Source organism: Methylobacterium sp. Ger2507, from assembly GCF_055231875.1.
On the sequence record NZ_JBUYVC010000001.1, the window covers coordinates 2510002 to 2521901 of the forward strand.

General features: G+C 67.8%; 11 protein-coding genes. 7 read left to right on the forward strand and 4 right to left on the reverse strand.

All coding sequences use genetic code 11. The annotated features are described in order from the left end of the window. Positions 1-88: 88 nt before the first annotated feature. The 6 genes from ACV7NL_RS11635 (at position 89) to ACV7NL_RS11660 (ending at position 5753) form a co-directional block, all read left to right on the forward strand. Positions 89-1180 (forward strand): sensor histidine kinase, encoded by a 1092-nt coding sequence (locus tag ACV7NL_RS11635; RefSeq protein ID WP_463355756.1) that lies wholly within the window; start codon positions 89-91, stop codon positions 1178-1180. An 11-nt stretch (positions 1181-1191) separates the two neighbouring features. Next, positions 1192-1647 (forward strand): response regulator, encoded by a 456-nt coding sequence (locus ACV7NL_RS11640; protein WP_056186614.1) that lies wholly within the window; start codon positions 1192-1194, stop codon positions 1645-1647. A 112-nt stretch (positions 1648-1759) separates the two neighbouring features. Next, a complete protein-coding gene (gene larC / locus ACV7NL_RS11645; protein WP_463355757.1) occupies positions 1760-3061 on the forward strand; it encodes a nickel pincer cofactor biosynthesis protein LarC in 1302 nt (433 codons plus the stop codon). Between the two features lie 2 nt (positions 3062-3063). After that, a complete protein-coding gene (gene larE / locus ACV7NL_RS11650; RefSeq protein ID WP_463357109.1) occupies positions 3064-3882 on the forward strand; it encodes an ATP-dependent sacrificial sulfur transferase LarE in 819 nt (272 codons plus the stop codon). Further along, entirely contained in the window at positions 3879-4592 is a 714-nt protein-coding gene (gene larB, locus ACV7NL_RS11655) for a nickel pincer cofactor biosynthesis protein LarB (RefSeq protein WP_463355758.1), read from the forward strand. The genes larE and larB overlap by 4 nt, the downstream gene beginning before the upstream one ends. Before the next feature lie 51 nt (positions 4593-4643). Continuing rightward, complete coding sequence (locus tag ACV7NL_RS11660; protein ID WP_056186308.1) at positions 4644-5753, forward strand: aldo/keto reductase; 1110 nt, start codon at positions 4644-4646, stop codon at positions 5751-5753. Between the two features lie 289 nt (positions 5754-6042). On the opposite strand, the gene cynS is transcribed toward ACV7NL_RS11660, so the two are convergent. The 4 genes from cynS to ACV7NL_RS11680 are packed head-to-tail and all read right to left on the reverse strand — an operon-like array spanning position 6043 to position 9762. Further along, complete coding sequence (gene cynS / locus ACV7NL_RS11665) at positions 6043-6531, reverse strand: cyanase (protein ID WP_463355759.1); 489 nt, start codon at positions 6529-6531, stop codon at positions 6043-6045. A 34-nt stretch (positions 6532-6565) separates the two neighbouring features. After that, on the reverse strand, positions 6566-7552 hold the full coding sequence (locus ACV7NL_RS11670) for an ABC transporter ATP-binding protein (protein ID WP_463355760.1): 987 nt from the start codon (positions 7550-7552) through the stop codon (positions 6566-6568). Between the two features lie 5 nt (positions 7553-7557). Beyond that, on the reverse strand, positions 7558-8397 hold the full coding sequence (gene ntrB, locus ACV7NL_RS11675) for a nitrate ABC transporter permease (RefSeq protein ID WP_056186297.1): 840 nt from the start codon (positions 8395-8397) through the stop codon (positions 7558-7560). A 3-nt stretch (positions 8398-8400) separates the two neighbouring features. Then, on the reverse strand, positions 8401-9762 hold the full coding sequence (locus ACV7NL_RS11680) for a CmpA/NrtA family ABC transporter substrate-binding protein (RefSeq protein ID WP_056186294.1): 1362 nt from the start codon (positions 9760-9762) through the stop codon (positions 8401-8403). 174 nt (positions 9763-9936) lie between these two features. Here ACV7NL_RS11680 and ACV7NL_RS11685 point away from each other — a divergent pair, with 174 nt between their 5' ends. Further along, on the forward strand, positions 9937-11835 hold the full coding sequence (locus ACV7NL_RS11685) for a sigma-54 interaction domain-containing protein (RefSeq protein WP_463355761.1): 1899 nt from the start codon (positions 9937-9939) through the stop codon (positions 11833-11835). The last annotated feature ends 65 nt before the right edge of the window (positions 11836-11900 follow it).

Below are 11900 nucleotides of genomic sequence, written 5' to 3' on the forward strand. Positions count from 1 at the left end.
GCTCATACACCGTCGACGTCGCGAGAACCGGCGCCAGAAGACGCCGGTCACTGTTGGGAAACGATCGTTCGTGCCAAACTGCGGACCGATGCAGACGTTCGACACCTCTACGACGACCCTCACGACCTTGCGGCGCGGGTCTCAGTTGCACGAGACCGAGCGCCGCCTGAATGCGGTGCTCAATAACGCTTCGGTGGCGATCTTCCTAATGGATGACCGCCAGCACTGCGTCTACATGAACCGGGCGGCCGAATTGCTGACCGGCTTCAGCCTGACGGAAGTGCTGGCCCGCGACTGCCCGCTGCACGACATCGTCCATCACACCTACCCGGACGGACGTCCTTTCCCGCTCGAGGAATGCGCCATCGATCGCGCCTTTCCCGAGAACAACCAGGAGCGGGGCGAGGAGGTGTTCGTGCACAAGGACGGACGCTTCTACCCCGTCGGATTCACCGCGAGCCCGATCCGCGACGACGATGCGAAAATCATCGGGACGATCATCGAGGTCCGGGACATCACCGAGGAGAAGGCCGCGGCGGAGCGCCAGCGCCTGCTCACCAACGAACTGAACCACCGGGTCAAGAACACGCTCGCCACCGTGCAGTCGATCGCCACCCAGACCTTCCGGGGCAGGACCGACGATGCGGCCCGTCAGATGTTCGATGCCCGCATGGTGGCGTTGTCGAACACCCACAACGTTCTGACCAGCCAGAACTGGGAAGCCGCGAGCCTGCGCAGCGTCGTCGAGAGCGCCCTGGCTCCGCACGCGCTCGCCGAAGTCGATACGGCGCGGTTCGATCTCGTCGGCCCCGACACCCGCCTGCATCCCAAGGTGGCCGTGACCCTCGCCATGGCGCTGCACGAGTTGATGACCAATGCCGCCAAGTACGGTGCCCTCTCGGTGCCGGAGGGCCGTGTCGGCGTCCACTGGACGCTGGAGCGCATCGAGGGCGGCGAGCGCCTCGACCTCGCCTGGACCGAAACCGCCGGCCCCACCGTCGTGGAACCGACGCGCCGTGGGTTCGGCAGCCGCCTGATCGAACGGCAACTGCCCATGGAATTCGACGGCAGCGCGGTGATCGCCTATCCGCCGGGTGGCGTGACCTGCCACATCCGCATTCCTCTGACGGCGCTCGGCTGGCATGGACAGGATCTGGTGACCGGGCGGGCAACCCAATGACCGCCTCCCGCATGACCGATCTTGAAGGCCGGCGAGTCCTGCTCGTCGAGGATGAGAGCCTGATCGCCATGCTGGGCGAGGACATGCTGCTCGACCTCGGCTGCGAGGTCGCGGTGGCGATGCGCCTGGAAAAAGCCGTCGCGATGGCGCGCGCGACCGCGTTCGATCTCGCCATCCTCGACGTGAATCTCGGCGAGACCGTCAGCTATCCGGTGGCCGACGTGCTGTTCGCCCGCTGCATCCCCTTCATCTTCGCGACCGGCTACGGCGCCGCCGGCATCGATCCGGCCTATGGCGCCGTTCCGGTGATGCAGAAACCCTATCAGGTCGACCAGATGGCGCGGATGCTCCGGCATTTGCTCGTCTGCGAGGCGCTTCCCGCCAAGGGCGAGTCCGGGCGGGCGCTCCCCCACACCTGCACCTTCGGCGCCAAGATCACCGAACCGCACCCGATCCGGGCGGACTGACCCAGCGCCCGCTGCGGCCTTCGGTCTCCGCACCGGACGAGATCGCGCCGGACCTTTCCGAACGATCTCGCGTTCGCCTGTTGCAATGACGGGCCGGACACCAGCGCGCGGTATGCAGATTCATCTCGACGCCCTCGGTGGGGTCGCGGGCGACATGTTCGCCGCCGCCCTGCTCGATGCTTTTCCCGACCATCAAGCCGGCGTGATGGCCAGCATCGCGGCGGCTCTGCCGGCAGTGACCTGCGAACTCGTCCGCCACAATGACGGCATCCTGGCCGGTCGCCGCTTCATCGTCGCGCGCCAGGGAGCGGAACCGGTGCCGCCGCCCGGACCGATCCATCGGCATCCGGCGCATGATCACGACCACCAGCACGATCACCAGCACGATTCTTGGCATGCTGCCGAACCTGCCACGCACGGCCACCGGCACTGGTCGCAGATCCGCGCCGCGCTCCAGGGCTCGGCGCTGGAGCCGATGGTCTGCGAACATGCGGTCGGCATCTTCGCCCGCCTGGCCGAGGCCGAGGCGCGGGTTCACGGCATCGCGGTCGAGGACGTGGCCTTCCACGAGGTCGGGGCCTGGGATTCCATCGCCGACATCGTGGCGGCCGCTCATCTGATCGCCGCCCTCGGCGCGGAGGCCTGGAGCGTCTCCGCCTTGCCGCTCGGCTCGGGCCGGGTCCGGACCCAGCACGGACCGCTGCCCGTTCCGGCCCCCGCCACCAGCCTCCTGCTCGAAGGTTTCGAGACCCTCGACGACGGTGTGCCGGGTGAGCGCGTCACGCCGACAGGCGCGGCCATCCTGGCCTATCTGCGGGCCATCGCGCCGGCCTCGGCGGCCATGCCCCGGACCCTTCAAGGGTCCGGCATCGGCTTCGGCACCAGGGTTCTGCCCGGCCTCAGCAACTGCCTGCGGGTGCTGGTCTACGCGACACGCACGACACCCGCCGGCAGCCCGCATCGCGACCTCGGGGTGATCGAGTTCGAGGTCGACGACCAGTCGGCGGAAGACCTCGCCATGGGGCTCGACCGGCTGCGCGATCACCCCGACATCTTCGACGTCGTCCAGATGCCGGTCTTCGGCAAGAAGGGACGGATGATGACCCATATCCGGGCGCTCGCGCGCGCCAGCGCCCTCGACGGGGCAATCGCGGCCTGCTTCCGGGAGACGACCACGATCGGGCTGCGCCACCGGGTCGTCTCGGGCGCCGCCCTGCCGCGCCGGATGCGCACCGTAACGGTCGCCGAGAGGTCGGTGCGGGTGAAGATCGTCGATCGCCCGGGCGGGCGCACCGCCAAGGCCGAGGCCGACGATGCCGTGGCGCATGAGAGCCATTCGGTCCGGGCCGGCCTGCGACGGGCCGCGGAGGAGGCTGCCCTGCGCGACGATGCGGAAGCGGGAGGCGACGCATGAGCATGGAGCAAGACCGCCTGCACCGCGTCCTGGCGGAGATCGGCCCCCTGGCGGTCGCGGTCAGCGGCGGCGTCGACAGCCTGACCCTGGCGGCCTCGGCTCATCGCCGCCTCGGCCGGGACCGGGCGCTGATGGTGCATGCCGCCTCGCCGGCCGTCCCGTCCGAGGCGACCCGGCGGGTGCGGTCGGAGGCAGAGCGCCTGGGCTGGTCCCTGCGCGTGGTCGAGGCCGGCGAATTCGCCGACCCGCAGTACCGAGCCAACCCGGTCAACCGCTGCTTTTTCTGCAAGACCAACCTGTACGGCACCATCCGCCAAGTCACCGACCGGACCATGGTGTCGGGCGCCAATCTCGACGATCTCGGCGAGTACCGCCCCGGCCTCGACGCCGCTCGCGAGCACGGCGTGCGCCATCCCTATGTGGAAGCCGGACTCGACAAGGCGGCGGTGCGGGCCCTGGCCCGGAACCTCGGCCTCGGCTCCGTGGCGGATCTTCCGTCCGCGCCCTGCCTGTCGAGCCGGGTCGAGACCGGCATCCGCATCGAACCCGAGACCCTCGCCTTCATCCACGCCGTCGAGAATCTGGTATCGCGCACGCTCGGGGCCGGATCGGGCGCCCGGCGCGCCGTGCGCTGCCGGGTCCGCGCCGCCGGCATCGTGGTCGAACTCGATCCCGACAGCCTCGCGGCCCTCGACACGCCGCACCAGACTCTGCTGGCCGAGCGCATCCAGGCCGAGGCTCCCACGAGCCTGCCCCAGGCGCCGGTCCGCTTCACCGCCTATCGCACCGGCAGCGCCTTCCTGACGGGAGCCACGCCATGAGCGCCACCGACCGTATCCTGGACGAATTCGTCCTCGATTTCGCCCGGCCGGAGCGGATCGGGTTGGAGGAAGCGATCTACGCCGCCGGCAAGTCGCCGGCCCAGATCGACGCCATCCTGGCGGCGGCCGCCGCGCGCGGCGCTTCGCTGCTGCTGACCCGGCTCGACGCCGACAAGCATGCGGCCCTGGCGGAGGAGCACCGGACCCGGATCGACTACTGCGCCGTTTCGCGCACGGCCATCTTCGGCCGGAAGCGGGCGCTCTCCGGGCCGGCGCGGATCGGCATCGTGGCGGCCGGAACCTCGGACATTCCGGTGGCGCGCGAGGCCGAGCGCACCCTGGCGTACCAGGGCGAGGCGACCACCCTGTTCGCCGATGTGGGGGTGGCTGGCCTGTGGCGCCTGACGCGCAGGCTGGACGAGATCCGGGCCCACCCGATCCTGATCGTCGCCGCCGGCATGGATGCCGCCCTGCCGAGCGTCGTCGGCGGCCTCGTCGCCAGTGCGCTGATCGCGGTTCCGACCTCCGTTGGCTACGGCGTCGCCGAGGGCGGGCGCACGGCTCTCGATGCGATCCTGGCGAGCTGCGCGCCCGGCATCACGGTGGTCAATATCGACAACGGTTACGGCGCCGCCTGCGCCGCCCTGCGTCTGCTCCAGGCGGCCCGCGCGCTGGCCGACGCATCGTCCACCGAAGCGGCGGAGGCCTGACATGACATCTCACGCCCGCCCTATCGCCATCCCCCGATCCGGAGAGCAAACATGGAACGCCGCAGTTTCCTACAGGGCGCCGCTGCCGGCGCCGGCCTCGCCGCCACCAGCAGCGCCGGTGCGGCCGTGACCGCGCCCGGCCTGCCGAACACCCGGCCGAAGGACCCGGCCGACCTGCCCCTGATCACCGATCCGGGCGAGCGCCGCGGCGAGATGCTGTACCGCTCCTTCGGGCGCCACGCCGAGAAGATCTCGGCGATCGGCATGGGTGGCTTCCACCTCGGCAAGAACGCGGTCTCGGACGACGAGGCCACCCGCCTGATCCATGCCGGCATCGATCGCGGCATCACCTTCATGGACAATTGCTGGGACTACAACGGCGGCCGCTCAGAACTGCGCATGGGCGTCGCCCTGGCGCAGGGCGGGTACCGCGACAAGGTGTTCCTGATGTCCAAGATGGACGGGCGCACCAAGCAGGAGGCGATGCGCCAGATCGACGAATCCCTCAAGCGCCTGCGCACCGACCGCATCGACCTCGTCCAGCATCATGAGATCCTGCGCTACGACGACCCCGACCGGGTCTTCGCCGAGGGCGGCGCCATGGAAGCCTTCGTCGAGGCGAAGAAGGCCGGAAAGCTGCGCTACATCGGCTTCACCGGCCACAAGGACCCGCGCATCCACCTGCAGATGCTCGAAGTCGCCGAGGAGCGCGGCTTCCACTTCGATTCCGTGCAGATGCCCCTCAATGTGATGGACGCCCATTTCCGCTCGTTCGGGCACCTCGTGCTGCCCTATCTCGTGCAAGCCGGCATCGCGGCGCTCGGGATGAAGACCTTCGGCGACGGGGTCATCCTGAAGAGCGACGCGCCGATCAAGCCGCTCGAATACCTGCACTTCTGCCTCAATCTGCCCACCACCGTGGTCATTACCGGGATCGAGAGCCAGCGCGACCTCGACCAGGCGTTCGAGGCGGTGAAGACCTTCAAGCCGATGGACCGGGCGACGGTCGCCGAACTCCTGGCACGCAGCAAGCCCTATGCGCTTCAGGGCAAGTACGAGCTGTTCAAGACCAGCGCGACCTTCGACGGCACGGCCAAGAACGCGGCCTGGCTCGGCGAGGATGTGGAGAGCGTGCAGAAGCTGGCACCGACGATGGAGTAAGACCGCACGGCCCTATCGCGCCGGTGGTGTCCGTCCCGGCCGAAGACCTTCCTCCCAGGTTCCCGGCAGCGCCCCGTCATCCCGGAGCCGCGCAGCGGAGTCCGGGATCCAGAAACGCAGGTGGCGCGAGGCCATCCACTGTCGGCGGTTCTGGATTCCGGGCTCGCCTTCGGCGCCCCGGAATGACGGCGTGCTGCCTGAGTCCGGGCGACGATGGGGGGGATCACAATCGTCCGCGTGCAGGCGCCCATTCCTCCGGCGTTTCCCGAAGGGCGAGCGCAGGCGGGACTCAGCTTTCTTTGAAGCCGTAATCCGGCACGCCTTCGTCGTTGCCATAGTACTTGTAGGGCAGGAACTTGCCCGAGAGGTTCATCTTGACCCGGTCGCCCTTGTTGTTGGGCTCGCGTTCCATGGTCATGTTGAAGTCGATGGCCGACATGATGCCGTCGCCGAACTCCTCCTGGATCAGCTCCTTCCAGGTGGTGCCGTAGACCATCACCAGTTCGTAGAAGCGGTAGATCAGCGGGTCGGTGGGCGGCATCTGGGCAATCGAGCCGCGATAGGGCGCCTCGTTCAACATGCGCTCCTCGGCCTGGGATAAGCCGAACAGGGCGGCGGCCTTGGCGGCCTGGGCCTTGGGCAGTTTCATCTGGCCCATGCAGGCGGCGGTGATCAGGATCGGCGAGATGCCGCCGATCTCGTCCTGGATGTGCTTCCAGGTCCAGCCCTTCTCGCGCTTGATGTCGAGGAGCTTCTCGGTCAGGTCTTCGCGCTTCATGGATCGTCTCCGTGGCGGTTTGGAAAGAGGGAAGTCAGGCCCGCAGGGCCGGGGCCGCATCCGCCGACAGGGCGGCGGCATCGGCGTCGGTGAGCGTGGGGCGGATCACCGGCGGATGGCGCGGGTCGTAGCCGGCCGGCATCGCGTCCCGCAGGGTCTTCGAGCGGGTGACCAGGAAGTCCATCAGGTGATTGCGCAGGGCGTAATAGCCCGGCGCGTGGTGCAGGTTGGCCCGGTCGCGCGCCTTCGGCAGCGGGTTCTCGACGATCTCCGCCACCTTGGCCTGGGGTCCGTTGGTCATCAGCACGATGCGGTCGGCGAGATAGATCGCCTCGTCGACATCGTGGGTGATCATGAAGACGGTCTGACCGGTCTCGGTGCAGATGCGGCGGACCTCGTCCTGGAGCGTGCCGCGGGTGAGCGCATCCAGTGCCGAGAACGGCTCGTCCATGAGCAGGATCTTGGGCGCGATGGCGAGCGCCCGGGCGATCCCGACGCGCTGCTTCATACCCCCCGACAATTCGGACGGGCGCTTGTGCTCGGAACCGGCGAGACCCACCGTCGCGATGGCGGTTTCCGCACGGGCTCGCACCTCGGCGCGGGTGGCCTTGCGCCAGCGCGACGACACCGCGTAGGCGACGTTGCCCAGAACCGTGCGCCAGGGCAGGAGTGCGTGGCCCTGGAAGATCACCGCCCGATCGAGGCTGGTGCCCTCGATGGCCTGCCCGTCGGCGATGACGACGCCCTCGCTCGGCGCTTCCAGCCCGGCCAGGATGTTGAGCACCGTGGTCTTGCCGCAGCCGGAATGGCCGATCATGCAGACGAACTCGCCCCGCCGCATCGGCAGCCACAGGTTCTCGAACACCGTGGTGCTCTTGCCTCCCGGCGCGGGATAGCGCCGGGCGATGCCCTCGATCGAGATGAACTTCTCGGACCCTGACGAGGGAGACGGCGAGGTCTGCGAGGACACGCGGGCGTCTCCGGGGCTGGGCGCAGTTCGGAAGCGAAGGAGCGTGGCCATGGCGCTCACTCCGGGAAGGTGACGAGGCGTTGCGCCCGCGCCAGCACCTGATCGAGGATCATGCCGACGAGGCCGATGACCAGGATCGAGGTGATCACGTTGGTGATCGAGAGGTTGTTCCACTCGTTCCAGACGAAGTAGCCGATGCCGGTGCCGCCCACGAGCATCTCGGCCGCCACGATGACGAGCCAGGCGATGCCGATGGAGATGCGCATGCCCGTGAGGATGGTGGGCGCCGCCGCCGGCAGGATCACGGTGACGGCCCGGCGGAACGGCCCGACCTCCAGGGTGCGGGCGACGTTGAGCCATTCCTTGCGCGTGCCGGCCACCCCGAAGGCGGTGTTGATCAGCATCGGCCAGAGCGAGCAGATGAAGATCACGAAGATGGCCGAGAGCCCGGAATCCTTGATCGTGTAGAGGGCGAGCGGCATCCACGCCAAGGGCGAGACGGGCTTCAGGAGTTGGATGAAGGGATCGAGCGCCCGCCCCATCAGGGGCGACATGCCGATGAGGAAGCCGATCGGGATCGCCACGATCACCGCGAGGCCGTATCCGAGCGCCACACGGCCGATGGAATAGGCGAGCTGAATGCCGAGCCCCTTGTCGTTCGGCCCCCGGTCGTAGAACGGGTCCCGCAGGTGCTTCCACATCGTCGCCCCGACATCGAGCGGCCCCGGCATGGCCGATTTGCCGGTCGTGGCACTGGCGCCCATCAGGGCGGCGTATTCCGGGTCCATCGCCTCGGTCTTGCCCGTGCCGCTGACCGCGATCTGCCAGGTCAGCAAGAAAGCCAGCAGCAGGGCGAGCGAGACGAGGCCGGCGCGAACGGAGAGGCTTGGCGCCATGACTCAGCCCGCCCGCCGGATCTTGAAGGATTCGAGATATTCCTTCGGCTTGGCGGGATCGAAGGTCTTGCCCATGACCACGAAGCTCTTGGTGGTGGTCTCCGGCGGTGTCAGGCCGTTCTGCTTCATCAGCCTCGCGGCATCGGTCGCCAGATAGACCTTGGCGGCCACGGCCTGGTAATCAACCTCGCCTTTGATCTGCCCCCAGCGCTGCATTTGGGTCATGATCCAGATCGCGAAGGACTGCCACGGGAAGGCATCGAAATCGACGCGATCGGGCACCTTGCGCACGGCGCCGAGGCCGTCCGCGAAGGTGCCGGTGAGGACCTGTTCCACCACTGTAACCGGCTGGTTCAGGTAGTTGGCCGGCGCGATCTGGGCGGCGATCTCCTTCCGGTTCTCGGGCTTCGAGGCGTAGGTCGTGGCCTCGATGATGGCCCGCAGCAGGGCCGCGTAGGTGTTCGGAGTCTGGGTGATGAAATCCTGCGAGGCCGCGAAGGCGCAGCACGGATGACGATCCCAGATGTCTTTCGACAGGATGTGGATGAAGCCGACGCCGTCATAGACCGCGCGCTGGTTGACCGGGTCCGGAGCCAGGAAGCCGTCGATGTTGTCGGCGCGCAGGTTCGCGACCATGTCGGGCGGCGGCACGGCGCGGATCTGCACGTCGGTGTCGGGGTCGATGCCGGCTTCCGCGAGGTAGTAGCGCAGCAGGTAATTGTGCATCGAGTAGTCGAACGGCACCGCGAGCTTGAAGCCCTTCCAGTCCTTCGGGTCGCGCCGGTCCTTGTGCTTCATGGCAAGCGTGATGGCCTGTCCATTGACGTTCTCCACCGCCGGCATGGTGTAGGGCTGCGGATTCGAACCGACGCCCAGCGAGATCGCGATCGGCATCGGCGCCAGCATGTGAGCGGCGTCGTATTCGCGGTTCAGGGTCTTGTCGCGGATCACCGCCCAGCCGGCGGTCTTCACCACATCGACGTTGAGACCCTGCTTCTCGTAGAAGCCCATGGGCTTCGCCATGATGATCGGCGTCGCGCAGGTGATCGGGATGAAGCCGATTTTCAGGTCCGTCTTCTCGGGCTTGGCGCCCTCGGCGAAGGCCTCGGCGATCAGGCGGGTCGGCAGGAACTGGCTGACAGCCGCCAGGGCGGTCGCCGCCCCGACGCTGCGCAGGAACGCCCGCCGCTCGGCGTCGTGCGGAAACAGCGCCCGCATCACCGTCCCGTCGACGACACGCTGAATGGCCGCGTCGCCCACCGGCTGGGCCGCATCGTGTTCACCTTGCGAGCGGTGCGCACCACATGAGCAGCCGCCCCGGCCAAGCCGCCGGGAGGCGTCGAAAGGATTGTCGAACAGGGCCATGGCTGCCTCGCCGCTGAGAAGTGCAGCCTGCTCAGCAACCCCCGTGCCAGGATCAGAAAAGAACTTTCTCTGAGCTTTCACATAGTCTTAGGGCGATCCAAGCATCATACGAGATTTCGTGTTTTACGAGATTTCGTGGTTTTACAACGAAATCTCGTCGTGAGATAAGGCTTCATGCTTTCTGTTCCGGCACCGCTCGATCTCGGCCTCGCCTTCCGCGAAAGCCGTGAGCCGATGCTGGTGCTCGACCCGGAACAGGATCGCGTCGTCGAGGCCAACCCGGCGGCCGCCGACCTGCTGGGCTATGATTCTTCCGTGCTGCGGGGAATGCCGGCGAGCGTCCTGCATCCCGGCCAGCTGCCGACGCTGATCGTCTTCACCCAGGCGGTCCAGGCCAAGGGCCGGTGGTGGACCCACGCGCTGACCCCGCGCCATGGCGAGGGCAAAACCCTGCGGCTCGAATATGCGGGTTCGCTTCTTCTCAGCCACGCGCCGCTGATGCTGGTGACCCTGGCCGATCTCGATGCCCGCCGCCGGCGTCAGGTGGACGCTCAGGCGGATGCCCACATGCGGGCCGGCCTATCCGAATGGCAGCGGATGGAGCGGATCTTCCGCGATCTCGAGCGCGAGAACCAGCTCATCCTGCGGGCAGCCGGGGAAGGCATCTACGGCGTTAACGCGGACGGGGTGACCACCTTCGTCAATCCGGCCGCCGAGCGGATGCTGGGCTGGTCCGCCGCCGACCTCGTCGGGCGGGACATGCACGCCACGGTGCATCACACTCACCCGAACGGCGCGCATTATCACCACCATGATTGCCCGATCTACGCGGCGTTTCGCGACGGCGCCGTGCACCAGGTCGACACGGAGGTGTTCTGGCGCCGTGACGGACGCGCGTTCCCCGTGGAATACACATCGACACCGATCCGCGATCGAGGCCGCCTTCTCGGCGCGGTGATCGTCTTCCGCGACATAGGCCCCCGCCGCGAAGCCGACGAGCGCCTGCGCCAGGCCCTCGCCGAAGTCGATTCTCTGCGTGAGCGCCTGGAGCTCGAAAACGCCTACCTGAAGGAAGAAATCCGGCTCGAAAGCCATCACCAGGGCATCATCGGGCGATCTCCGGCCATCGAGGCGACTCTGCGCCAAATCGATGTGGTGGCCGGCACCGACGCAACCGTCCTGGTCACCGGCGAGTCCGGCACCGGCAAAGAACTGATCGCCCGGGCGATCCACGAAGCCAGCCGTCGCTCCGACCGCCCCCTGATCCGGGTTAATTGCGCCGCTGTGCCGCGCGAATTGTTCGAGAGCGAATTCTTTGGCCATGCCCGAGGTGCCTTCACGGGTGCTGTCCGCGACCGGGTTGGCCGTTTTGAATTGGCGGATGGCGGCACGCTCTTCCTTGATGAGGTCGGCGAAATCCCCATCGACCTTCAGGGAAAGCTTCTCCGGGTCCTGCAAGAGCGCTCGTTCGAGCGGATCGGCGAGGAGCGCACCCGGGCCGTCGATGTCCGGCTGATCGCCGCCACCAATCGAGACTTGCGGGACGAGGTGCGCCGGGGACGGTTTCGTGAAGATCTGTATTTTCGCCTCAACGTCTTTCCGATCGCGGCAAGCCCCTTACGCGAACGACCGGAGGACATTCCCCTGATCGCACAGCACTTTCTGAAGGGCGCAGCCCGACGCCTCAACATCGCGGAGCCGCGCCTGACGGAAGGCGACGCGCGCCGGCTCAGCCGCTACGCCTGGCCGGGCAACGTGCGCGAGTTGGAGAACGTCATCGAGCGCGGCGCGATCCTCGCCGTCCGCGGGCGCCTGCATCTGGACCTGCCGGAGATCGACGCGCCCCCCCGCCATCGTGAGCCGGCTCCGGCCGAGCCCGCGCTTGCCGTCCCGACGGAGACCGAACGGCGCGCCCGTGACCGGGCCGAGATCGAGGCGGCCCTGGTGCTCACCGGTGGCAAGATCTTCGGACAGGGAGGCGCCGCCGAGATGCTCGGTCTGCGCCCGACAACGCTCGCCTCCCGCATCAAAGCCCTGGGCATCAATCGTCGCGACCTGCTCAATCACCGGTGACAGTTTACCCCGCGCCTGTCCCAAACAGCTTCTTGGGGAGCGATTGCAACTGGGCAGCCCGTGCA

What these genes read in the sequence shown, in the direction of transcription:
- ACV7NL_RS11635 (WP_463355756.1), top strand. Translation starts at nt 89, where the DNA reads ATGCAGACGTTCGACACCTCTACGACGACCCTCACGACCTTGCGGCGC.
- ACV7NL_RS11640 (WP_056186614.1), top strand. Translation starts at nt 1,192, where the DNA reads ATGACCGATCTTGAAGGCCGGCGAGTCCTGCTCGTCGAGGATGAGAGC.
- larC (WP_463355757.1), top strand. Translation starts at nt 1,760, where the DNA reads ATGCAGATTCATCTCGACGCCCTCGGTGGGGTCGCGGGCGACATGTTC.
- larE (WP_463357109.1), top strand. Translation starts at nt 3,064, where the DNA reads ATGGAGCAAGACCGCCTGCACCGCGTCCTGGCGGAGATCGGCCCCCTG.
- larB (WP_463355758.1), top strand. Translation starts at nt 3,879, where the DNA reads ATGAGCGCCACCGACCGTATCCTGGACGAATTCGTCCTCGATTTCGCC.
- ACV7NL_RS11660 (WP_056186308.1), top strand. Translation starts at nt 4,644, where the DNA reads ATGGAACGCCGCAGTTTCCTACAGGGCGCCGCTGCCGGCGCCGGCCTC.
- cynS (WP_463355759.1), bottom strand. Translation starts at nt 6,531, where the DNA reads ATGAAGCGCGAAGACCTGACCGAGAAGCTCCTCGACATCAAGCGCGAG.
- ACV7NL_RS11670 (WP_463355760.1), bottom strand. Translation starts at nt 7,552, where the DNA reads ATGGCCACGCTCCTTCGCTTCCGAACTGCGCCCAGCCCCGGAGACGCC.
- ntrB (WP_056186297.1), bottom strand. Translation starts at nt 8,397, where the DNA reads ATGGCGCCAAGCCTCTCCGTTCGCGCCGGCCTCGTCTCGCTCGCCCTG.
- ACV7NL_RS11680 (WP_056186294.1), bottom strand. Translation starts at nt 9,762, where the DNA reads ATGGCCCTGTTCGACAATCCTTTCGACGCCTCCCGGCGGCTTGGCCGG.
- ACV7NL_RS11685 (WP_463355761.1), top strand. Translation starts at nt 9,937, where the DNA reads ATGCTTTCTGTTCCGGCACCGCTCGATCTCGGCCTCGCCTTCCGCGAA.